Source organism: Mycobacterium sp. NGS54, assembly GCF_059812465.1.
The window spans coordinates 76238-100378 of sequence record NZ_JCALCS010000011.1; the positions used below are offsets into that span (position 1 = coordinate 76238).

Consider the following 24141-nt stretch of genomic DNA (forward strand, 5'->3'; position numbering starts at 1 on the left):
GAGGCCGGGTCGGCGTGGGCCGCGTCGCGCACCGCCGTCAGACACGCACCAGCGGGCGCAGTTTTTCCAGCCGCGCCGGGCCGATGCCATCGACGTCGGCGAGCTGGTCGACGCTGGCGAATTTCCCGTTCGCCTGCCGCCAGGCCACGATCGCCGCGGCGGTGACCGGCCCGACCCCGGGCAGCGCGTCGAGCTCCTCCTGGGTCGCGGTGTTGAGGTCGAGCACCTCGCCGGCCTTCGGCTTCAGCGTCCCCGAGGCTGGCCCCGCCGCCCCGGGTGCCGGCGACGTGCCGGCGGACACCGAGCTGCCCAGTGCCGTCCGCTGCCCCGGGACGGGGGCGATCCCGACCACGATCTGCTCGCCGTCGCCGACCGGGCGGGCCATGTTCAGTCCGATGGTGTCGGCGCCGTTCACCGGTCCCCCGGCGGCCTGCAGCGCGTCGGCGATGCGGGCGCCGGGCGCCAGGGTGACCAGCCCGGGGGTGTGCACCAGCCCGACCACGCTGACCACCACCGGCCGGTCGGGAGCGGCGGGCTGCCCGGCGCCCGGGCTGGCCGACGACCTGGGGCTCGCGGTGGCGGCCTTCTCCACCGGTGGCAGCTTGGCCGACATCACCGGCGCCGGCCGGTCGCGCAGCAGGGTGAACACCGTCACCAGCACCGCGAGGGCCGCCACCACCGCCAAGGCGATGGCGCCGGCGCGGCCGGGGTCAGCGCGCATCTTCGCCACCCAGCCCCGGTGGTCGGCGGCGTCGGGAAGCCAGCGCGGCAACAGTGAGTTCGGGTCTTCTGATTCGGCCGAGTCCGGGGACTGTTCCTCCGAGTCCGACTCGTCGGCCGAATCGGTCTCCGGGTCGGCACCGAGGCGCCGCTGCAGTCGCTCGCCGGGCAGTTCCGTTCGCATGCGCCGACCGTAGGCGCGCCGACCGCCATGACGGGCCCGCGCGACGGCGTCGCGATGCCGGACTGTGGACCAATTCGAGGCTGTGCACAAGCACCGAAGATGATGGGTAAAGATGGAACGGTCGCGACGTTCACCTCAACCCAAGGAGGCTGCCATGCAACTGGCGCTCACACCGGAGGAAGCCGCGTTCCGCGACGAGCTTCGCACCTTCTACACCACCCAGATCCCCGAGGAGCTGCGGGACCGGGTGCGCCAGGGTGCGGCGTCGGTGCGCCGCGACGACATCGTCACGAGCCACAAGATCCTGCACGAGCACGGCCTGGCGGTCCCGAGTTGGCCCGTCGAATGGGGCGGCAAGGACTGGACGCCCACCCAGCACCAGATCTGGGCCGACGAGATGCAACTGGCCTGCGTGCCCGAGCCGCTGAACTTCAATACCAAGATGGTCGGCCCGGTGATCGCCGAATTCGGTTCCGAGGAGATCAAACAACGCTTCCTGCCGCCGACGGCCAGCCTCGACATCTGGTGGTGCCAGGGTTTCTCCGAACCCGAGGCCGGCTCCGATCTGGCGTCGCTGCGCACCACCGCGGTCCGGGACGGTGACCACTACATCGTTAACGGCCAGAAGACCTGGACAACGCTCGGCCAGTATGCGGACTGGATCTTCTGCCTGGTGCGCACCGACCCGCAGGCGCCCAAGCGCCAGGCCGGCATCTCGTTTCTGCTCTTCGACATGAAGACCCCGGGCATCACACTGCGCCCGATCAAGACGATCGACGGCGGCCAGGAGGTCAACGAGTTGTTCTTCTCCGACGTCCGGGTGCCCGTCGATCAGCTTGTGGGACACGAGAATCAGGGCTGGTCGTACGCGAAATTCCTGCTCGGCAACGAACGCACCGGCATCGCCGGTGTGGGGCGCACCAAAGTGCGCCTCGCCGAGGTGAAGAAACACGCGGCGCAAACCGGGATGCTCAGCGATCCCCTGTTCGCGGCGCGGCTCGCCGAGGCCGAAAACGACGTCCTGGCACTGGAACTCACGCAGTCGCGGGTGGTTTCGGACTCCGCGGACGGCCAGCCCAACCCGGCGTCGTCGGTGCTCAAGCTGCGCGGCAGCCAGTTGCAGCAGATCGCAACCGAGCTGCTGGTCGAGGTCGCCGGCGCGGACGCGCTGCCCGCCGATGGCGAAGACATCTCATCGCCGTCGTGGGCACAACACAGCGCGCCGCACTACCTCAACTACCGCAAGACGTCGATCTACGGCGGCAGCAGCGAAGTGCAGCGCAACATCATCGCGTCCACCATTCTCGGATTGTGAGGCAGCAATGGACTTTCAGTTGACCGACGAGCAGGCCCTGCTTCGCGACACCACCCGCGACCTGCTGTCGCGCACCTACGACCCGGAGAGCCGCAACAAGGTCATCGGGTCCGACCTCGGCTGGAGCCGGGAGGTGTGGAGCCAGCTCGCCGACACCGGGATCCTCGGCCTCGGGTTCGAGCCGGAGGAGGCCGGCCAGATCGAGATCATGGTGGTGCTCACCGAGGTCGGGCGCCGGCTGGCCCCCGAACCCATCCTGCACGCCGCGCTGGCACCGGGCGCGCTGATCGCCGAGCTGGGCAGCGACGCGCAGAAACAACAGCTCGACGAGGTCGCGGCCGGCCAACGCCTGCTGGCCTTCGCCCACCTGGAACCCGGCCACCGCACCCCGACCGCTACGGTTACCACTGCCGCTGTGCGGCAAGGTGATTCATGGACGTTGAGCGGCAGAAAGAACCCGGTGCTCGCCGGTGACTGCGCCGACGCGTTGCTGGTCAGCGCCGCATTGCCCGACGGCGGCACCGGCCTGTTCCTGGTCGACGCAGCCGCGGTGGCGAGGCACCCCTACCGGACGTTCGACGGGCAACGCGGCGCACAGGTCGATCTCGACGGCGCCGCGGCCGAACCGCTCGGCGAGGGGGGCGACGCCTCGCTCGCCATTCGCGACGCCGTCATCCGCATCCAGTCGGCGTTGTGCTCCGAAGCCGTCGGCGCGATGGAGGAAGCGCTCCGCCTGACCACCGACTACCTCAAGACCCGCAAGCAGTTCGGCGTGACGCTCAACAAGTTCCAGGCGCTCACCCAGCGGGCCGCCGACATGTACGTGTCGCTGGAGGTGGCGCGCAGCATGAGCTTCTACGCCGCAATGTCGATCGCCGACGGTAACCTCGACCCGCTGATCGCGTCGCGCGCCAAGGTGCAGATCGGCCGGTCGGGGCGGCACATTGCGCAGGAGTCGATCCAGATGCACGGCGGAATCGGCGTGACCGCGGAGTACCCCGTCAGCCACTACGCGGCCCGGCTCACCGCGATCGAGCACACGCTGGGAACCTCGAACGACCACCTGCACAACCTGATCGACCACCTCGGCGACTACGACCTGGCCCGGCTCTAGCGTATGGCCGAGCTCTCCGAGCAGGTGGTCGAGTTCCTGTCGGCCGGCACCCGCACCGGGATGCTCGGGTACGTCGCTGCCGACGGGCGGCCGCTGGTCGCACCGGTCTGGTTCGTCGTCGACGACGGCCAGCTGGTGTTCACCACCGGCCGCGACACCTCGAAAGGTCGTGCGCTGGCCAGGGATTCGCGGGTCGCGATCTGCGTCGACGACCCGCATCCGCCGTATTCGTTCGTCCAGGTGCAGGGCGTGGCCTCGGTGAGCGAGCATCAGCCCGACGTGCTGGACATCGCGACGCGGACCGGCGCGCGCTACATGGGCGCCGAGCGCGCCGACGAGTTCGGCCGCCGCAACGCCGTTCCGGGCGAACTGGTGGTGCGGGTGCGCCCCACCAAGGTCATCTCCGGATTCGATATCGCCGATTGACGCGCGGGGGCATCAACTCGGATCCGCGGTAGGCGATTCCGCATCCACCGCCGGCGCTTCCGCCTCCTCCGGGGCCGGGGCCGGCTCCGGTTCCGAATCCGGCAGCTGACCGGCGAGGTACTCGGCGAGCCCCCCGATCGTCGGATAGTCGAATACCGCGGTGGCGTTGATCGTGAACGCCCCACCGAACTGGCTGTACAGCCGGTTGCGCAGCTCGACCGCCATCAGTGAATCCGTACCGAGGTCCAGGAACCGGCTGGTCGCGGCCGGCGGCTGGGCGAGCCGCAGGAAGCCCTGCACCTCGCGCTGCAGGAATTCGGTGATGAAGCCGGCGCGCTGGGCCACCGGTATTTCCTGCAGTTGCCGCAGCAACTCGCTGTCGCCGGTCGCCTCCGTCACCGCGCTGGGCAACACCAGGTCGAGAATCGGCGGCCGGGACGCGCCCAGCAGCTTGGCGGCGCGCTGCCAGTTGGCCTTGATCACGGTCGCCTGCCCGGTCCCGCTGGCGACGGCCTCGGCGAGCGCATTGAGGGCGGCCGTGGGTTCCAACGGAATCAGGCCTTGCGCACCGAGATTGGCGCGCGCGGCCTCCGAAGACGCCATGCCCCCCTTGCCCCAGGGACCGAGGTTGACGCCGGTCGCCGGCAAGCCGTGCGCCTTGCGCTCCGCGACCAGGCCGTCGAGCAGCGCGTTGGCGGTCGAATAGTTGGCCTGGCCGGGCGAACCGAGCAGGCTGGCCACCGAGGAGGACACGATGAAGAAGTCGAGATCGTCGTCTCTGGTCAACCTGTCCAAGTAGCAGGCGCCGAAGGCCTTTGGCGCCAGCGTCGTGCGGAAGCGCTCCAGGTTCTGCTCGGATAGCAGCGCGTCGTCGAGGACGCCCGCGAAGTGCGCCACCCCCGCGAGCGGCGGCAACTCCGCCCGGATCCGCGCCAGCAGACTTTCGACTTGCGCCTCGTCGCCGACGTCGGCCGCGAAGACGTGGATGCGGCACCGGTAGCGCTCGGTGATGTCAACGATCGCGCGTTGTGCGTCCGCGTCGGGTGCGCGGCGGCTGGTCAACACGATGTCGCCGGCACCGAGCTGGGCCAGATAGGCGGCCATGTGCAGGCCGATCGCGCCGAGCCCACCGGTGATCAGGTAGCTTCGATCCCCGCGCGGCTGAAGCGGTTTGGGCATCTGCAGCACGATCTTGCCGACGTGGCGCGCCTGCTGCATGCGGCGGAACGCCGTCTTCGCCTCCGTCAGCGGGTAGATCTCGGCGGGCAGTGGTGTCCACTCGCCGCTGGCCAACCCATGGGACACCTCGCCCAGCAGGCCACGGATGCGTTCGGGCTCCTGGAAGGTAACCGTGTCCAGCGCGACGATCTCGTAGGCGATGTCGGGACGGGCCGCCGCCATCTGCTCCGGGGTCCAGATGTCGCGCTTGGCGATCTCGGCGAACCGGCCGCCCTGTGCGGTGGCCCGCACGGTCGCCTCGACAAACCCCTCGTTGGTCAGGCTGTTGAGCACCACATCGACACCCGCACCGCCGGTGTCCGCCAGTATCTGGTCGGCGAAATCCGTACTGCGCGAGTCGTAGACGTGTTCCACGCCCAGCTTGTGCAGCGTCGCGCGCTTGTAGGTGCTGGCGGTGGCGAACACGGTCGCGCCGCGCTGCTGCGCCAGCTGGATGGCGGCCAACCCGACACCGCCGCTGGCGGCGTGGATGAGGACGCGGTCACCGGGCTTCAGCTGCGCCCAGTCGAACGCGAGCCGCGCCGTCAGCGCCGCGGCGGGAATCGTCGCCGCGTCGACCGCACTGAGCCCGTCTGGAATTGGCGCCAGCAGCTGGGCCGGCACGTTGAACCGGCTGGCGAACGCGCCCTGCATGAAGCCGAAGACGCGCTGGCCGACCTCGAGCCCGGTGACGCCGCCGCCCAATTGGGTGACGACACCGGCGAAGTCACCGCCGATCGGGCCCGGATCGCCCGGGTAGAGGCCCAGCACGTTGAGCACGTCCCGGAAGTTCAAACCGGCGGCCTCCACGCGGACCTGCACATAGCCGCCGTCCGGCGGCGGCACCTCGGCCTCACTCAGGCGCAGGTTGTCGATGGCGCCGCGTTCGGTGGGCGCCAGGACGTAATCGGTTGCCCGCGGCATCGCGAGATGACCGCTGCGCGACCATTGCAGCAGCCGGGACGCCAAGAATTTGCCTTGCCGCACCGCGAGTTCGGGCTCCTCGATCGGCGTGCCGAGAAGACCGGCCAGCAAATGCACGGCCTGCTCTGACCCGTCGCAATCGACCATCCTGCAGCGCAGGGCCGGTTCCTCGTTGACGATGGTGCGCCCGAGGCCCCACAGGGCCGCCTGCACCGGGTCGACCGGCTCGCCGGATTCGGTGGCCACGGCGCGTTCGGTGACGATCCACAGCCCGCCCGGAAGTTTGACCGTCCCGTCGGCCTGCACGGTGTGCACGACGCTGAGCAGCTGGGCGACCTCGGCCTCCAGGCGCGCGGCGGATTGCGCCTCCGACTCTTCCGCGCTCGGTCCGGCGCTGCGCCAGACGATCCCGGAGAACGGCATACCGCGCTCCTTGGCCTGGGCCAACAGCCGCCCCACGGGCTCCTGATCGGTGGTCGGATCAAAAGCGATGCAGCCCGGTAGCTCGGCCGCCAGCTCATCGAATCCCGCAACCAGCCAGGTGCCGTTCACATTTCGGGTGCCCTCGGCGTCGGCGTTCGACGGCGGCGCCGGCACCTCGTGCCAGCCTAGGGTGTACAACAGCCGGGTGGCGTCGCCGCCGAGCCCGCGCAGTAACGCCTCCCGCGGCGCGCGTTTGACCGTGAACTCGCGAATCCCGCCGAGGCGGCGGCCATCCCGGTCGACGAAGTCGAGATCGAAGACCTGGGTTTCGCTGTCCAGGTCGCTGGCGTGCCATTTCGCGCGGCAGTAAAACCGCCGCGGCATCTTCCCCCGCAGCTCCACCGCGCCGTACCGCAGCGGCAGGAACAAATCGTTCACACCCTGTTCGGCGGCGAGAAGCGCCGGGAACGCCGGGAACGCGACGCCGGTGCAGAGGTCCATCAGCACCGGATGCATCGGCTCGGTTCCGAGGTGTTCGATCAGTTCCTCGCCGACGCTGATATCGCCGATCGCCTCGCCCTCACCGAGCCACAGCGACTTCAACGAACCGGACCAGCAGGGCCCCCAGGCCAGCTCCATGTCCGCGAAGGTCTCAAAAAGCTGCTGCGGACGCATGCGGTTCATCCGCTCGATCGTCGCGTCGATGGATTCCGCGGATTCCGCGGAGTCCGGGGACTCCGCCTCGACATCGGCGACACCGGTGACGACCGTTCCGTCGGCGTTCAGCGACCATTCGGCATCGCTGACGCCGTAGGGGCGGCTGTGCACGCGGAAGCTCCAGCCGCCTGCGTCCAGCGGATACAGGGTCAGCTGCACCTCGCGAGAAGCCTTCTCGGGCAGGATGATCGGCTCGTAGAAGAAGACGTCCTGCACCCGCGCCGGTGCCCCGACGGCGGCGAGGGCCATCGCCGCGTAGGTCGCGCCGGGAACGACGACGGTGCCGTAGATGACGTGATCGGAAAGCCACGGCTGCGACTTGACCGACAGCCGGCTCGTATAGACACAGTCGCCGGACGCGAGATCTTTTGCGTTACCCAAAATTCCGGACACGCCGGCCCCCGGTCCGTCGAGGCCGGCGACCCCGGACGTTTTGGGCCAGAAGTGACGGCGCTGGAACGGATAGGTGGGCAGTTCCAGTCGGTGGTGGGATTGACGATGCAGCGCGGCGAAATTGGGCCGGTGGCCGCTGACGTAGGCCGCGGCCACCGCTTCCGCGATCTGGCGCCGGTCGCCGATGCCCTTGCGCAGCGAAACGATCGCCCGCGGGGCGGCCAGATGTTCCGGCCAGACCTGGACCGCGGCGCCGGTCAGAACCGGTTGCGGGCCGATTTCCATCAACACCGAGCAGCCCAGCGCCGCGATGGTGCGCACGCTTTCGGCGAACTGCACCGGCTGGCGGGAATGCCGCCGCCAATATTGTGCGTCCAGCAGGGTTTCCGCCGTGAGCACGGCGCCGGTGCGGTTGCAGACAAGCGGCAACGTCGGCACGGCGAACTCCATCCGCGCCGCGTACGACTCGAATTCATCCAGCACCGGGTCCAGCAGCTCCGAGTGGAACGCGTGGCTGGTTTCCAGCCAGCTGCACCGGATCCCGTCACCGCCGCAGCGGGCGGAGATCTGTTCCAGATCCTCGCCGGGTCCAGAGAGCACGGTGTTCGGCCCGTTGTAGGCGGCGACCGACACCCGAGGGAAGTCTCCGGCGATCTCCTCGACGTACTTGGCGTCGGCGAACACCGCCACCATTCGGCCACCTTCGGGCAGGCTGCCGAACAGCCGGCCGCGCGCGGCGATCAGCCGTGCCCCGTCCTCGAGGCTGAAAACCCCGGCCACACACGCCGCCGCGTACTGGCCCACGCTGTGCCCCAGCACCACGTCGGGCTCGATGCCCCAGGACTGCCACAGCCGGGCCAGGCCCATCTCGACGGCGAAAAGCGCGGGCTGAGCAAAAGAAGTGTGCCGCAGCATCTTTGCAGCTGCACCGCCGGTTTCCCTGTCGGTGGCGAACAGTACCTCCAGCAACGGGCGCGGCAGCATCCCGTCGACCGCCTCGGCGCAGCGGGTCACCGCGTCCGCGAAAACCGGTTCCGCGCCGAACAACTCGCGCGCCATCCCCGGGTACTGGCTGCCCTGCCCGGTGAACAACCACGCCGTCGTCGGCCGGTCGGTGCACTCGCCTCGCACCGCCCCCGGTCGCATCCGGTTCTCGGCCAACTCGGCCAACACCTCGCGGGCGCCCTGAACCGAATCGACGACCAGCGCGGCCCGGTGCTCGAAATGCGAACGCCCGGCCCCCGCCGTGAAGCACACGTCGGCGATGTCGACCTTGGGGTGGGCATTCAGCCATTCCCCGTAGCGCTGGACCAACGCCACCAGCGCCTCCGGTGACCGCGCGGACAGCGGCAGCACCTCGACCGGTTCCGCTTGAGCGTCCGACTCCGACGACGAGGAGGTGTCGTCGCGGAAGATGTCGCTCGTCGAGTACTCGTCGGCGGTCGCGGCAAGCGGTGGCGCCTCCTCGATCACCACGTGCGCATTGGTGCCGGTGAACCCGAAGGAGCTGACGCCGGCACGACGCGGTTTTCCGTTGGCCTGCCACGGAATGGCCCTGTCCACGACCCGCACCGGCAGCGAATCCCACGGGATGTGCGGCGACGGCGTCTCGAAATGCAGGCTCTGCGGCAGCATTTCATGCTGCAGCGACAGCACGACCTTGATCAGGCCGGCGACCCCCGATGCCGACTCGAGGTGGCCGATGTTGGTCTTCACCGATCCGATCAGCAACGGCCGGTCCGCGGCACGGGCGGCGCCGAACACGGCCCCCGCCGCCTGCACCTCGATGGGGTCACCCAAAGCGGTACCCGTCCCGTGCGCCTCCAGATAGTCGACGTCCCCGCCGACGAGACCGGCGCGGGACAGCGCCGCGCTGATAAGCCGTTGCTGCGCACCACCATTGGGCACCGTCAGACCGCTGGATGCGCCGTCCTGATTGACCGCGCTGCTCGGAATGACGGCGCAAACACGGTCGCCGTCGCGCACCGCGTCGCTGAGCCTCTTGAGCACCAGAATCCCGCAGCCCTCGCTGCGCACATAACCATCGGCGGAGGCGTCGAAGGTCTTGCATCTCCCGACGGGGGAAAGCATCCTGGCGCGCGACGCGGCGATGATCGTCACCGGACTCAGCAAGACGTTCACCCCACCGGCCAACGCCAAATCGCAGTCACCGGAATGCAGTGCCTGGCAGGCCTGGTGGACGGCCACCAGCGACGAGCTGCACGCGGTGTCGACCGCGACCGCCGGTCCCTCCAGTCCGAGCGCGAACGCGACCCGGCCCGAAATGGCGTTCAGCGCATTGCCGGTGATGAAGTGGGGCTCGAGCTTCTCGACCGACTCGGCGGACAGCAGATGCGAGTACTCGTTGGCGCCCACCCCCACGAAGATGCCGCTTCGGCTGCCGCGCAAGGCGGATGGCGCGTACCCCGCCCTCTCGAGGCCCTCCCAGGCCGTTTCCAGCATGAGCCGCTGCTGCGGATCGATCCAAACGGCCTCGCGCGGGGAAATCCCGAAGAATTCCGGGTCGAATCCGTCGATCTCGTCGATGAATCCGCCGAAGCGGCTGTAGATCTTGCCCGGCGTCTCCGGGTCCGGGTCGTAGAACTCGTCGATGTCGAATCGGTCCTCCGGGATCTCCCGGATCGCATCGACACCGCCGGATAACACCTCCCAGAACGCTTCGGGATTCGGCGCGCCGGGAAAACGGCACGCCACCGCGACGATCGCGATCGGCTCATCCGTGCGCGTCGCCACGACCGGCGCCCGACGCGGCCTGGCGTCCGCCTGCTCGCTGAGACCGAGCACGTCGCCCAGCAGATAGTCGGCCACGTCGACCAGGCGTGGGTGGTCCATCGCCAGGGTCGCCGGTATCTCCTGGCCCACTCCTTGCTCGAGCCGCTGCCGCAATTCGATGGCCATCAGCGAATCCATGCCGAGATCGAAGAACCCGGCGTCCTCGCGGATCTCCGAGGCGTCGACTCGCGTCACCTCCGCGACCGCCTCGCGCAGGTAATCCACCACAAGCTTTTTGCGCTGCTGCACCGGCGCGTTGGTGAGCCGTTCGACGAGTCGAGTCGTTCCGGACGCCCCGGACAGCGTCGCCGCCTGCACGGAAGCCGGCACCTCACGTTCCAGCTCCGCCAGCAATGACCGCCGCCCCGCTTGCTGATAGAGCGGCAGGAAGCGGGCCCAGTCGATCCGGGCCACTACCCCGTTGGCCGCCCCCTGCGCGGAGGAAGCCGCCATGAGCTCGGCCATCCCCGCCAGCGCATCGGAGGGCCCCAACGTCAGGACCCCGCGCCGATCCAGTTGGGCACGGGCCTGCTCGTCGGCCATGCCCGCCGCCCAGGGACCGAAATTCACGCTGATCGCGGGAACGCCGTGCTCGCGCAGCCGCCAGGCATGCCCGTCGAGGAAGGCGTTGGCCGCGCCATAGGCGGTCTGACCGAAACCGCCCCACACCGAGGCGATCGAGGAGGTGCTCACGAAGAAGTCCAGCTGCAGGCCGAAGGCGTCCAAGGCGGCTTCGCTCAAATTCCAAGCGCCCCAAACCTTCCCGGCGAATACCCGATCCACCTCGGCGTCGTCCAGGGCGCGCAGCGGCGTGGTGCCGATCTCGCCCGCGGCGTGCACGATGCCGGCCACCGGCGGCAGTTCGGCCTGCATGATGGCCAGCAGGCGCGCGACGGCGTGCGCGTCGGCGACATCGGCCGCGATGACCCGGACTTCGCAGCCGTGCTGTTCGCCGATGGCATCAATGCGCCGTTGGGCGGTATCGGTGGGCGCGCGCCGGCCAGTCAGCACCAGGTGCCGGGCGCCGTGCGCGGCCAAATATCCGGCAATTTCCAGTCCGACCGAACCCAGTCCCCCGGTCACCAGGTAGGTTGCGTCGTCGCGCAGCGCCAGCGGTGCGGCGCCCGCCTGCCCGCCCCGCCGAACCAACCGGGGAACGTAGACCGCTTGATCACGCAGCGCGACTTGATCTTCCCGGACGGCCGTGTCGCGCGGCGCCGCCGTCAACCGGTCGATCAGCCGCGACCATTCGGCGGCTTCGTTTTCCCGGCCCGGCGACAGGTCCGCCAGTCCGCCCCACGCCTGCGGATGCTCCAGCGCGGCGGCCCGACCGAATCCCCAGAGGCAGCTCTGATCCGGTGACACGGTGTCCGCGTCGGTGACCCGTTGCGCGCCACGCGTTACCACCCAGATGGGCCGGCGCAGTTCGGCGGACACCGCGGCGCGGAAGAGCCGCCGTGTGCCGCCCAGGATTCGATGTTGCATCCGCAGCAGCGACCGCGCCGACGGTGCGGCGTCGGAGTCGAGCGCCGCGACGTGCAGGATGTGCGACGTCGATTCGTCCGCCTCCGCGGCGCGCAACGCGGCCACGAGCTGTTCCTCGTCGGCGTCGGACACCGGCAACCCGAGAACCCGATGTTGATGGCCACGCGAGGTCAGCACGTCGACCAACGGCCCAACCGCGTCGGCATCATTGCCGATGAGCAGCCACGCCGATCGCTCGCCGGCTTCCGCGTCGGTGGCGTTTGCGGCCTCGGCGATGGATTTCTCCCAGCGAACCTCGTAGCGGTCGTCCACGATGGACCGGATCTCACGCTGCTGGTTGTGTTGTGCCGCAAGCTTCGTCAGCACGTTCACGGTCTGCTGATCGCCGTTCGCACCGTCGAGCAGTGCGGCGAGTTCCTCGAGCCGGCCGTCCTCGAGAAGCCGGACGGTTTCGGTGCTCGCGGCGCTGTTCTGTTGTTGGTTTGGGCGCTCCCGAGTGTCGCGGTACCAGTACTCGCGATGCTGGAACGGGTAGGGCGGCAGGTCGACCTTGTGCGCCGGTCCGATGACGCCGCCGAAGTCGGGTAGGTGGCCCAGGACGTAGGCCCCCGCGAGGGCTTCGCTGAGCTGGCGGTGGTCGGCGGCGTTTCGCCGCAGCGAGGCGATGGCCCGCGGCGCCGTGCCCGGGTCGGGCCACGCCCGCAGGGCCGCGGCCGTGAGCACCGGATGCGGGCCGATCTCCAGCAACACCCTGCAATTCAGCTCGGCGAGGGTGCGCACGCTCTTGGCGAATTCCACCGGTTGGCGCGCGTGGCGACGCCAATAGGAGCCATCGAGTTTCACGCTCCTGCCGAGCGCTGCGCCGGTGCGGTTGCACACCAAAATCCGTTGCGGCGGGCGGAAATCGAACCGGTTCGCGTACGCCTCGAACTCGTCGAGGATCGGATCCAGGAGCGAGGAGTGGAACGCGTGGCTGGTGTCTAACCAGTCACACCGGACACCGTCGGCCGCCAGGCCGGCCACCGCCTGGTCCAGATCCTGCGCGGGTCCGGAAAGTACGGTGTTGGCACCGTTGTAGGCGGCAACCGACAGGCTCGGGAATTCGTCGGTGAGGCCCTCGACCCGCTCGGCGGCGGTGAACACCGCGACCATGCGGCCGCCCGCGGGCAAGCTCCCGAAAAGGCGGCCACGCTTGGCCATCAGCAGCGCGCCGTCCTCCAGGCTGAGCACGCCCGCAACGCAGGCGGCCGCGTACTGGCCCACGCTATGGCCCAGCACCACGTCGGGTTCGAAGCCCCACGACTGCCACAGCCGCGCCAGGCCCATCTCCACGGCGAACAAGGCCGGTTGGGCGTAGGAGGTCTGCCGCAGCGTCTCTTCCTTGTCGGGGCCGTCCACGTCGAAAATCACATCCAGCAAAGGCTTTTCGAGGACGTCCGCGACCACTGCCGCGCAGCGGGTCACCGTCTCGGCGAACACCGGCTCGGTGTCGAACAGCTCGCGGGCCATGCCCGGGTACTGGCTGCCTTGACCGGTGAACAGCCACGCCGTCTTCGGCGTGTCGTCGGATATCCCGCGCAGCAGGCCGAGCGCCGGACGGTCGTCGGCGAGCGCACCGAGCAGTTCCGTAGCCGATTCCTTCGAGTTGATCACCAACGCGGCCCGGTGCTCGAAGTGCGCTCGCCCCACCCCGGCGGTGAAGCACACGTCGGTCAACGAGGCCTCAGGGTGCGCGCTCAACCAGCTGCGGTATTGATCGGCGATCTGCACCAGCGCGGCGGGCGTGCGCGCCGACAGCGGAAGCACCCTGAACCGTTGGTCGCCCCGACCCGGTGCCACCGCGCCTTGACCCGCCCCACCGACCGTCGCCGGAGCTTCCTCGATCACGACGTGCGCATTGGTCCCGGCGAAGCCGAACGAGCTGACTCCCGCGATGCGTGGCCGACCGTCGCGCTCCCAGGCGGTGGCCTCCTGCACGACCTGGACGGGAAGCCGTTCCCACGGAATGTGCGGCGACGGATTGCGGAAGTGCAGGTGCTGCGGCAGCGACTCGTGCTCGAGCGACAGGATGACCTTGATCACGCCCGCGATTCCCGCGGCGGCCTCCAGATGGCCGATGTTCGTCTTGACCGAACCGATCAACAACGGCCGGCTGGGGTCGCGGCCCTCGCCGAACACCGCGCCCGCGGCCTGCGCTTCGATCGGATCGCCGAGCGACGTCCCGGTCCCGTGTGCCTCCAGGTATCCGACGTCGCCGGGTGTGACGCCGGCGCGCTTGCACGCCTCGGCGATAACCCTTTGCTGGGCAATGCCGTTCGGCACCGTCAACCCGCCCGACGCACCGTCCTGATTGATCGCGCTGCCCCGGATCACGGCCCTGATCCGGTCGCCGTCTCGGATCGCGTCTTCGAGCCGCTTCACGACGATGACGCCGCAACCCTCGCCGCGCACGTAGCCGTCCGCGGCGGCATCGAAGGTCTTGCACCTGCCGTCGGGCGCGAGCATGTGCGCGTGGGAAAAGGTGATCATGGTCGCCGGGGTGAGCAGGACGTTCGCGCCGCCGGCCAACGCGAGGTCGCATTCCCCCAAGCGCAGCGCCTGGCAGGCCTGATGGATCGCCACCAACGACGAACTGCACGCGGTGTCGACCGCGACCGACGGGCCCTGCAGCCCCAACCGATAACTGATCCGGCCCGCCGCCGCGGCGTTCGACGTCCCGATTGCCAGATATGCCTCGATCTCGGCGGAAGTCAGGTCGTGCGACATCATTCCGAGGTAGTCGTGGGTGGATAGACCCATGAACACACCGGTGTTGGTGTTCGCCAAAGCCGTTGGCGCGGTGCCGGAATGCTCCACCGCCCGCCACGCCGTCTCCAGCAGCAGCCGATGCTGCGGGTCCATCAACCTGACCTCGCGCGCCGACATCCCGAAGAACGGCGCGTCGAATCCCGTTACGTCATCGACGAAACCCGCCCGCCGGGTCACAACCTTGCCGGGCACGTCGGGATCCGGATCGAAGAATTCGTCGACATCCCACCGGTCCTGGGGCACCTCCGATATCGCGTCCCGGCCCTCGGCCAACACCCGCCAGAATTCGTCCGCATCCGCCGCACCCGGAAAACGCGCCGCGTACCCGACGATCGCGAAGCCCCCGGAAGCCAACGGCCGCTCCATCGGGTCTTCGACGAATGTCATGCGGTTGTCCTCCCCGTTTCGACCGGAAAATTTGATGCCCGCGGGCCCTTGCGGCGCCGGAGCCGTGGTTTCTTCGAACCACGTCCTAGGCCGCCCACTGCACACACCCAGGACCAGAGCTGGCAGAACCCCCCCGGGTACTGCCTTACAGCGACTGTCATCGCGAATCTACACATCCGGGCCGGGTTGCCGCAGCCGAATCCACTACGCCTACCAGTATTACAAGCACGGGCCGATTCGCGGTGGCGCGACGCGCACAGGTTGTCGCGTGCGGGTCCCGCCGCGCCCGCCTCGACGGTCGCCCAGGGGGTTCGATCACCACGGCGGGCCGGGCGGGTTGAGCTGTTGCGCGCGGATCTGTGCATGTCGGGGACGTTGGCAGCGCGAGGGGCTATCTTGGGTCTCGCTACCGGCGGAGCGGACGTGCCGCCGTGAAACTGGGGAGCACATTTGCGCATCGGGAAAATTAGGATCGGCTCGCTCGGTGATTGGACGCCGACCGCGGGGGCGGTCATCTCGTGGCATCCGACCGCCGCGGCCCTGGAGAAGGCCCGCCAAGCGCCGGTCAGTTCGGTGCCGGTCAGCTACATGCAGGGTCAGCATCTGCGCAACTACCACGAGCGGACCGCCGCCGGGCTCGACTTTTCGCGACAGATCATCGCCACCTGTGAGGTACCCGGCCAGTGCGACATTTCCGCCATGGACCACGCCGTCAACGCCTACCTCCGTCGGCATGACACGTTCCGCAGCTGGTTCGAGCCCGCCGAGAATGGCGAATTCGTCAGGCACACCCTCGCGGATGCCGCCGATATCGAATTCACGCCGATCGACCACGGCACCATGACGGTCGACGAAATACGCGCGCACCTGGTGGCCATTCCGAATCCGTTGGAGTGGGGCTGCTTCACCTTCGGAATCGTCCGAAACGACAATCATTTCACTTTCTTTGTCGCCATGGACCACGTCCACGGGGACGCGACATTGATCGGCACGACGATGCTCGAGGCCAACGGAATGTACGCGGCGTTGAGCGGCGGTGGTGAACCCCTCGCGCTGCCCCAGGCCGGCAGCTTCAACGACTTCTGCACGCGCGAGCGCCAGTACGCGTCGACGTTGACCCTGGATTCACCGCAGGTGCGTTCCTGGATCGACTTCGCCGAGAACAACAACGGTGGCTTTCCCGAATTTCCGCTCCCGCTGGGTGATCCTTCGGAGCCGAGCAACAGCGAATTGCTCTCCGAATTCCTGATGGACCCGGAGCAGACGAAGCGATTCGAATCGGCCTGCACGGCGGTCGGCGCGCGCTTCATCGGCGGCCTGTTCGCCTGCTTCGCCCTGGTAGAGCACGAGTTCACGGGCGCCCTCACCTACTACGGCCTCACCCCCAGGGACACCCGCCGGACCACGGACAATTTCATGACGCAGGGTTGGTTCACCGGCCTTGTCCCGATCACCGTGCCGATAGCCGCGGCCTCGTTCGCCGACGCCGCCTGGGCGGCGCAGGCCTCTTTCGATTCGGGCCTGGACCTGGCGAAGGTGCCGTATTACCGCGTCCTGGAATTGGCGCCGTGGTTGCACTGGCCGGAGCCGAATTTTCCGGTCTCGAACTTCTTGCATGGCGGAGCCGCACCGCTCAACGCCGTCTTGGCCGCGGCCGACCTGGGTTACGCGAACAATTTAGGAATCTATTCCGACGGCCGCTATTCGTATCAACTGACCATCTATGTGTTTCGGTACGGGGAGGGCACGGCAATGGCGATCATGTACCCCGACAATCCGATCGCCCAGAAATCGGTTACCCGCTACATGGAAGCGATGAGGTCCGTATGCGCGCGGGTCGCGGACAGCGGGCATTGGGGACGCGTCGCCTAGCGCGGAGTAGTTCAATGGCTCGAAGTGGGAAATTGTGTGGTTTGAGGTGAGGCCAATATGCGACGGCTAGCCGATTTCGTGGTGCGGTGGCCCTGGGCGGTGATAGGGCTCTGGGTCGCGATTGCGGTCGCCCTGCCACTGTCCCTCCCGTCCCTTGGCGAGATGGCCCAGAAGCATCCGCTCGCGATCCTGCCCAGCGATGCACCGTCGAGCGTCACCGCGCGGAAGATGACGGAGGCGTTTCACGAATCGGGCTCGGAAGACCTGCTGCTGGTGGTGCTAACCAGCGACAATGGGGCCAAGGCGCTCGGCCCCGACGACGAGGCCGGATACCGCAAAGTGGTGGACGCCCTGCGCGCGGACCCGCGAGACGTCGTGATGCTGCAGGATTTCATCAGCACGCCGCCCCTGCGTTCGGTCGTGACCAGCCAGGACCATAAGGCCTGGGTGCTGCCGGTCGGCGTCGCGGGCGAGTTGGGCACTCCGCAGTCCTACGCCGCGTTCAACCGGATCAGCGACATCGTCAAACATTCGTTGGCACAGGCTCCCCCCGGGACGCATCTCACCGCGAACCTCACCGGCCCCGCGGCGACCGTCGCCGACCTCACGGTCGCGGGCAACCGGGATCGGCTTCCGATCGAGTTGGCGATCTCCGTTCTGGTGCTGATCGTCCTGCTGGTGGTGTACCGCAGCGCGGTCACCATGCTGCTGCCGTTGATCACGATCGGCTTGTCGCTGGTGATAGCCCAGGCGCTGGTGGCGGGCTACTCGCAGCTGACCGGCTCGGGCGTGTCGAACCAGTCGATCGTGTTTCTGAGCGCGATCATGGCCGGCGCCGGAACGGATTACGCGGTCTTTCTCACCAGCCGCTATCACGACTATCTGCGGACGGGTGCGGATTTCGATCAGGCGGTCAGGCGGGCGATGATCTCGATCGGCAAGGTGATCACCGCGTCCGCCACCACCGTCGGACTCACCTTTCTCCTGATCAGCTTCGCGCGGATGGGAGTGTTCGAAACGGTCGGAGTGTCGTCGGCGATCGGGATCGGCGTCGCATTCCTCGCGGCGATGACGTTGCTGCCCGCGATTCTGGTGCTCGCCGGGCCACGCGGCTGGGTCAAGCCGCGGCGCGAACTGACCGCCCGGTTCTGGCGGCGCTCGGGCATCCGCATCGTGCGCCGGCCGAGGGCCCACCTGGTTGCCAGTGTGTTGGTGCTGATCATCCTGGCCAGCTGCGCCGGCTTGGTGCGCTATAACTACGACGACCGCAAAGCCCTGGGGCCTTCGGCCCCGAGCTCCATCGGGTATGCCGCGCTGGATCGCCATTTCCCGGTCAATCAATCCATTCCGGAGTACGTCCTCGTCCAATCACCGCATGATCTTCGGACGCCGCAGGCCCTCGCGGACCTGGAACAGATGGCGGACCGCGTCAGCCAACTGCCGAATATCGCCGCGGTCAGCGGCATCACCCGTCCCACCGGAAACGTGCCGGAACAATTCCGCGCCACCTATCAGGCGGGCGCGATCGGCAGCTTTCTGGCGGGCGGGTCCACCCTGATCAACGAACGCACCAACGACCTCAACCGGCTGGTCGAGGGGGCCGGCACGCTGGCCGACAGCCTCAGCGAAGTCCGCGGCCAGGTCAGCCAGCTGGCCGCCGGCGTCCGGGAACTGGAAAACGCCTTTGCCGCGACAAAGAACCAGTACAGCGGCGACGCGCTGGTCAGACAGGTCGACATCGCGGCCCAACTCGTCGACCACGTCAACTCGCTCACCAACGCCATGGGCTGGAATTTCTCAGCCGCCAAGAACATGTTTGCCTGGATTGGCCCGGTGCTGGCGGCGCTGCAGGGCAACCCCATCTGCGACGCCGACCCGTCGTGCAGCGCGACCCGAGGCACGTTTGAGCAGTTGGTCGGCTCGCGCGACCAGGCAGACCTCGACGCGATCAACGACCTGTCCCACCAGCTGCAGGCGTATCCGGACAAACAGACCCTGAAGGCGTCGACAGACCGGCTGCGCAATGCGGTCACGAAGCTCACCAACGTGCTGCACTCGATGGGGGTGGATCAGCCCGGCGGCCTGCAGTCGAATTTGAACACCCTGCAAAACGGCGCGGACCGGTTCGCCGGTGGGAGCAGGCAAGTGGCCGACGCGGTGGCGCAACTCGTCGAGCAGGTCAAGAAGCTGGGCGCCGGGCTCAGTGAGTCAGCGGCATTCTTGCTGTCCCTGAAACACGACGCGGCACAACCGGCGATGGCCGGGTTCAATATCCCGGCCCAGCTGCTACATCTCAAAGAGTTCCAGGAGGCTGCAAAGGTTTTCATCTCGCCGGACGGCCACTCGGTGCGGTATCTGGTTCAGACCAAGCTCAATCCGTTCAGCACCGAAGCCATGGATCAGGTCAACACAATCAGTGCGACCGCCCGGGGAGCCCAACCGAACACCGCCCTGGCGGACGCCAAGGTTTCGATGGCGGGATACACCGTCGGCCTGAAGGACACGCGCGACTACTACCAGCACGACATCCGCTTCATCATCGCGGTGACCCTCCTGGTCGTGCTCCTGACCCTGATCGCGCTGCTACGTGCGATTGTCGCGCCGCTCTATCTGGTTGCATCCGTGGTCGTTTCGTATTTGTCGGCGGTCGGGATCGGAGTCGTGTTCTTCCAGTTCGTGCTGGGCCAGCAATTGCACTGGAGCGTGCCCCCGCTGGCATTCGTGGTGCTGGTCTCGGTAGGCGCCGACTACAACATGCTGCTCGTCTCGCGAATGCGTGACGAGTCCCCGAACAGTGTGCGTTACGGCATAATTCGCACGCTCGGTTCGACGGGCGGCGTGATCACGGCGGCGGGTCTGATCTTCGCGGCCTCGATGGCCGGCCTGCTGTTCTCCAGCATCGGTACCGTGGTTCAGGGCGGTTTCGTGATCGGTGTGGGAATTTTGCTGGACACCTTCCTGGTGCGCACCATCACGGTTCCGGCCATCGCGGCGCTGTTCGGGCGGGCGAACTGGTGGCCATCAGAAGTGCAGGTACGGCGGCCGACATCGACGGTCGGACGCGCGGAACCGCAATCCGTTGACGGGCCGGCGTGATGTGTGAGACTAGAGCAGAGCGGGTCGGGGGTAAGGATGAATAAAACACTCGCAAGGGCTACCGCGCTGGTAACTGTCGGCGCCACAGTGTATTTCGGCGTCGGGGCGGCATCGGCCGACGAGACGCCCATCGGCGGACCGCCGACACCGGGGGCCCCGGGCGACCAGACGGCGTACGCTCTCGGCGGCGCTCACGTTCTCGGCATCCCCTACGACGAGTACATCCGTCAGGAGGGTGCGCAATGGTTCCCCGGCCAGCAGCGCGAAATCGTAAACTACCCGGCGGGACAGGTTCAGGGCCACGTGCTGGGGCGGCTCTTCCCCGGAATCGGCAAGGCCGGCGACGAGATCATCCCGGGTCTGGGTCTGGACGGCCCCAGCGTCGGCGAGTCGGTCGACGCGGGAGTGGACAACCTTGTTGCCGCGATCAAAAGCGGTCGCCCTGGTACGGCGATCGGCCTGTCCGAGGGCGGGTTCGTGGTCGACGGCGCGCAGGCGCGGCTGGCGACTGACCCGACCGCTCCCCCGCCCGACACGCTGAACTTCGCCACATTCGGCGACCCGATCGGGCATCACGCCTTCGGTCAGAGTTTCCTGACCGCCGTGTTCCCGGTCGGCAGCACCGTTCCCGCGCTCGACTACACCATGCCACCGACCTACGAGAGCCAGTACGACACCGACAGGTTCGTGGCCGCGTACGACTCGATCGCGGACTTCCCCGACCGGCCCGACAACCTGTTCGCCTTCGCCAACACGCTCATGGGCCTCGCGACCGGTCACACCGCGGTGGCCTTCACGAACCGGAGCATGGTGCCCCCGCAGAACATCCGAACCACGATCAACTCCCGGGGCGCGAAAGACACGACCATCATGGTGCCGGAGAAACACCTTCCGCTGGTCATGCCGCTGAAATACATCGGGATTCCGGAGGACACGCTCAACAAGCTCGACGCGATCCTGCTGCCCCGGGTGAACGCCGGCTATTCGCGAAACGACGACCCGTCGACCGCTCCGGTTCAGGTGGACCCGGTGCACGGTTTCGATCCGGCGGAGGTCACCGCGCCGGCCAACCAGGCGACGTTCGGCGGCGGCGCCGACCCGTTCTCCCAGATCCTCGCCGGTGCCATGTCCGTGTTGTCGCACAGCGCACTGCAAACCGACCACTGACTCCAGCGGAGCCGAACAACTAGTACGGACGTGATCTAACCCCGATGCCTCGATCAACGATTCTGTCGATGCTGCACGGACGCGCCAGCCTGCGGCCCCACGACGTGGCGTACACCTTTACCGATTACGCCGACGACTGGGCCGGAGTTCCCGAGATCCTCACGTGGGCGCAGCTGTCCCGCGGGACGTTGAATGTGGCGCACGCGCTCCGCCCGCACGGGTCGGTCGGAGACAGGGCGGTCATCCTGGCCCCCCAAAGCCTTGACTACATTGCGGCATTCCTGGGATCCATGCAGGCCGGGCTGATCGCCGTCCCGCTCCCGTTGCCCCACCGCGGCGCCAGTCACGAACGCGTCAGCCCGATCCTTGCCGACGCGGCTCCGTCAGTTGTCCTCACGACCTCCGCGGTGGCCGAAGACATCGCCGAGTACGTCGACCAGGCGCGCCTCGACACCGTGCCCGAGATTGTCGAAATCGATTCGATGAACTTGGATGTCGATCCCGGAACAGGCGTCCGGGCAGCCGATCCGCCCAGCATCGCTTATCTGCAGTACAGCTCGGGTTCGACCCGGGCGCCGACCGGGGTCATCGTCTCGCACCGCAATCTGCAGGTGAACTTCGAGCAGCTGATGCGCAGCTTCTTCGCGGATTCCAACGTCAAAGCCCCCGCCGACGCCACGATCGTGTCGTGGTTGCCCTTCTACCACGACATGGGCTTGGTGCTGGGAATCTGCGCGCCGATCCTCGGCGGCTATCGCGGCGAGCTGACCAGTCCCGTTGCGTTTCTGGAGCGGCCGGCCAGGTGGGTGCGAGCCCTGGCGGAAAATCCCCATACGTGGTCGGCGGCGCCCAACTTCGCCTTCGACCTGGCCGCCCGCAAGACGACCGACGCCGACCTGGCCGGGCTCGACCTCGGCGAGGTATTGGGCATCATCAGCGGTGCCGAACGCGTCGAGTCGGCCACCTTGCACCGCTTCGTTGATCGGTTCGCCCACTTCAATTTTCGGGACCATATGATGCGTCCCTCGTACGGTTTGGCGGAGGCGACCGTCTTCGTGACGGCCGGCACCTGGAGCGAATCATCGGACGCGGTTGCATTCGACATCGAGGAGCTGTCCGCGGGCCGCGCCCGGCGATCTGCGGAAGGGGCCGGCACGGCGCTGGTCAAATACAAAGTGCCGCAATCACCCACGCTGCGGATCGTCGACTCCGACACGAACCGCGAGTGCGCGCCGGGCTCGGTCGGCGAGATCTGGATACACGGGCCGAATGTCGCCGACGGCTACTGGGGCAAACCGCCGGAGGAGCAGCGCTGCTTCGGCGCGGTGCTCGCCGACCCGTCGCCGGGCACACCCGACGGACCGTGGCTGAGGACCGGCGATCTGGGTTTCGTCTTCGAGGGTGACCTCTTCATCGTCGGCCGCATGAAGGATCTGCTGATCATCCGTGGACGCAATCACTACCCCGAGGACATCGAGGCGACCGTCCAGGAGATCACGGGTGGGCGGGTCGCGGCGATATCGGTTCCGGTGAGCAGCACCGAGAAGCTCGTCGCCGTCGTCGAGCTCAAGAAGCGAGGCCATTCCCACGAGGATGCCCAGGACATTACGCGCTGGCTCACCTGTATCAAGCGCGACGTCACCTCCGCAATATCCAACGCGCACGGCGTGAATGTCGGGGACCTCGTTCTGGTGCCGCCGGGGTCGATTCCGACCACGACGAGCGGCAAGATCCGGCGCGCGGCCTGTGTCGAGCAGTACCGCCGGGACCAGTTCGCCCGGTTGGACGCGCGCACAGAACCTGCTTGAGGACTTGGCCGGCCTGGTGATTGGGACGACCGGCCCGCGTGCGCGTGGGCCTGGTTGAACATAATGAGTCCAATCGCACCGGCAAAGGAGCCCCCTGATGACCACGACCAGCGCAGACCGCCCGTTCCGGGTGATCCAGTGGACGACCGGCAACATCGGGCGGCGGTCGCTGCACGCCATCATCGGCCGGCCGGACATGGAACTGGTCGGGGTGTACGCGCACGGAGCCGAAAAGGTCGGCGTGGACGCCGCCGAGCTGTCCGGGTGGCCGGAGCCGACCGGGATCAAGGCCACCAATGACATCGATGCGCTGCTGGCGCTTCGACCCGACGCGTGTTGCTACAACCCGTTGTGGCCCAGCGTCGACGAACTGGTGCGGCTGCTGGAGGCGGGCGTCAACGTATGCACCAGCGCCGCCTGGATCACCGGCGGCAAGCAGACGCCGGAGGACCGCAACCGCATCCAGGACGCGTGCGAACGGGGCGGTTCCACGATCTTCGGCAGCGGAGCGCACCCCGGGATGACCAACATGGTCGGGATGGTGCTGTCCGCATCGTGCGAGCGCGTCGACGAGATCCGCATCACCGAGTCGGTGGACTGCTCGACCTACGAGTCGGCGGAAACGCAAACGGCGATGGGGTTCTCGCAAGACCCCGATACCCCGGGACTGGCGGAGAACGTGCGCCGGGAAAGCGAGGTCTTCGCGGAATCGGCCGCGATGATGGCCGACGCGATCGGCGCCAAACTGGACAAGATGACGTTCGACGTCACGTTCACCGCGGCCACCGCCGACTCCGACCTGGGCTTCATGAAGATCCCGGAGGGAACGGTCGGCAGCGTCTACGGCTACCACCGCGGCTGGGAAGGCGACCGCAACGTCGTCAGCGTCGGATTCAACTGGACGATGGGCAGCCACGTCGTCCCCCCAAAACCGCTCGAGCACGGCCACGTCATCCAGGTGTTCGGCCTGCCCAACATGCGCACCGTCCTGCACTGCCTGCCGCCGAAGGATTGGACGGAGCCCGGATTCATGGGGCTGGGAATGATCTACACCGCGATGCCGGTGACCAATGCCGTCCCGGCCGTCGTCGCTGCCAGGCCCGGGATAGTGACGCTTGCCGATCTGCCGCCGGTCACGGGCCGGGTGGCGCGCTGACCCCGTGTCGGCCGCCCCGAAAGCCCAAACCCGGAGGAACGGTTCCGTGCACTAGGTCTACGATGCTTAGCTGAGCAATGTATCGGCAACCGGCGTTGTCGGCGGCGGTCGCCGCGGGGGCGAGCGGAAGGCGGT

Annotated in this window: 10 protein-coding genes; 8 read left to right on the forward strand and 2 right to left on the reverse strand. The window is 67.9% G+C overall.

The window, feature by feature from the left end; translation table 11 throughout:
* Nucleotides 1-37: 37 nt before the first annotated feature.
* Entirely contained in the window at nt 38-904 is an 867-nt protein-coding gene (locus AC5Y5E_RS29320; protein ID WP_499907352.1) for a ComEA family DNA-binding protein, read from the reverse strand.
* 154 nt (nt 905-1058) lie between these two features.
* On the opposite strand from AC5Y5E_RS29320, the gene AC5Y5E_RS29325 reads away from it, so the two are divergent.
* Genes AC5Y5E_RS29325 through AC5Y5E_RS29335 form a run of 3 tightly spaced genes read left to right on the forward strand, consistent with a single transcriptional unit; the run spans nt 1059 to nt 3759 of the window.
* A complete protein-coding gene (locus AC5Y5E_RS29325) occupies nt 1059-2219 on the forward strand; it encodes an acyl-CoA dehydrogenase family protein (RefSeq protein WP_499907354.1) in 1161 nt (386 codons plus the stop codon).
* Nucleotides 2220-2226: 7 nt separating this feature from the next.
* The gene (locus tag AC5Y5E_RS29330; protein WP_499907356.1) at nt 2227-3333 is read left to right on the forward strand and encodes an acyl-CoA dehydrogenase family protein; all 1107 of its coding nucleotides are present in this window, start codon (nt 2227-2229) and stop codon (nt 3331-3333) included.
* 3 nt (nt 3334-3336) lie between these two features.
* Nucleotides 3337-3759 carry a PPOX class F420-dependent oxidoreductase gene (locus AC5Y5E_RS29335; protein WP_499907358.1) on the forward strand — a complete coding sequence of 141 codons (423 nt, stop codon included), beginning with the start codon at nt 3337-3339 and terminating at the stop codon, nt 3757-3759.
* A gap of 12 nt (nt 3760-3771) precedes the next feature.
* On the opposite strand, the gene AC5Y5E_RS29340 is transcribed toward AC5Y5E_RS29335, so the two are convergent.
* Nucleotides 3772-14907 (reverse strand): type I polyketide synthase, encoded by an 11136-nt coding sequence (locus AC5Y5E_RS29340; RefSeq protein WP_499907360.1) that lies wholly within the window; start codon nt 14905-14907, stop codon nt 3772-3774.
* Between the two features lie 450 nt (nt 14908-15357).
* On the opposite strand from AC5Y5E_RS29340, the gene AC5Y5E_RS29345 reads away from it, so the two are divergent.
* The 5 genes from AC5Y5E_RS29345 to AC5Y5E_RS29365 all read left to right on the forward strand — a co-directional run bounded on the left by AC5Y5E_RS29345 (nt 15358) and on the right by AC5Y5E_RS29365 (nt 24006).
* Nucleotides 15358-16779, forward strand: coding sequence for a condensation domain-containing protein (locus AC5Y5E_RS29345; protein WP_499907362.1), 1422 nt, complete (start codon nt 15358-15360; stop codon nt 16777-16779).
* Nucleotides 16780-16836: 57 nt separating this feature from the next.
* Nucleotides 16837-19875 (forward strand): MMPL/RND family transporter, encoded by a 3039-nt coding sequence (locus AC5Y5E_RS29350; protein ID WP_499907363.1) that lies wholly within the window; start codon nt 16837-16839, stop codon nt 19873-19875.
* Nucleotides 19876-19911: 36 nt separating this feature from the next.
* Nucleotides 19912-21042 carry an acyltransferase PE gene (gene pe / locus AC5Y5E_RS29355; protein ID WP_499907365.1) on the forward strand — a complete coding sequence of 377 codons (1131 nt, stop codon included), beginning with the start codon at nt 19912-19914 and terminating at the stop codon, nt 21040-21042.
* A gap of 44 nt (nt 21043-21086) precedes the next feature.
* Nucleotides 21087-22850, forward strand: a complete 1764-nt coding sequence (locus tag AC5Y5E_RS29360; RefSeq protein ID WP_499907367.1) for an AMP-binding protein — start codon at nt 21087-21089, stop codon at nt 22848-22850.
* Nucleotides 22851-22947: 97 nt separating this feature from the next.
* Nucleotides 22948-24006, forward strand: coding sequence for an NAD(P)H-dependent amine dehydrogenase family protein (locus AC5Y5E_RS29365; RefSeq protein ID WP_499907369.1), 1059 nt, complete (start codon nt 22948-22950; stop codon nt 24004-24006).
* Nucleotides 24007-24141: the final 135 nt, after the last annotated feature.

Excerpts from the sequence above, each read along its gene's own strand:
- AC5Y5E_RS29320 (WP_499907352.1), bottom strand. The coding sequence starts at position 904 with ATGCGAACGGAACTGCCCGGCGAGCGACTGCAGCGGCGCCTCGGTGCC.
- AC5Y5E_RS29325 (WP_499907354.1), top strand. The coding sequence starts at position 1,059 with ATGCAACTGGCGCTCACACCGGAGGAAGCCGCGTTCCGCGACGAGCTT.
- AC5Y5E_RS29330 (WP_499907356.1), top strand. The coding sequence starts at position 2,227 with ATGGACTTTCAGTTGACCGACGAGCAGGCCCTGCTTCGCGACACCACC.
- AC5Y5E_RS29335 (WP_499907358.1), top strand. The coding sequence starts at position 3,337 with ATGGCCGAGCTCTCCGAGCAGGTGGTCGAGTTCCTGTCGGCCGGCACC.
- AC5Y5E_RS29340 (WP_499907360.1), bottom strand. The coding sequence starts at position 14,907 with ATGACATTCGTCGAAGACCCGATGGAGCGGCCGTTGGCTTCCGGGGGC.
- AC5Y5E_RS29350 (WP_499907363.1), top strand. The coding sequence starts at position 16,837 with ATGCGACGGCTAGCCGATTTCGTGGTGCGGTGGCCCTGGGCGGTGATA.
- pe (WP_499907365.1), top strand. The coding sequence starts at position 19,912 with ATGAATAAAACACTCGCAAGGGCTACCGCGCTGGTAACTGTCGGCGCC.
- AC5Y5E_RS29360 (WP_499907367.1), top strand. The coding sequence starts at position 21,087 with ATGCCTCGATCAACGATTCTGTCGATGCTGCACGGACGCGCCAGCCTG.
- AC5Y5E_RS29365 (WP_499907369.1), top strand. The coding sequence starts at position 22,948 with ATGACCACGACCAGCGCAGACCGCCCGTTCCGGGTGATCCAGTGGACG.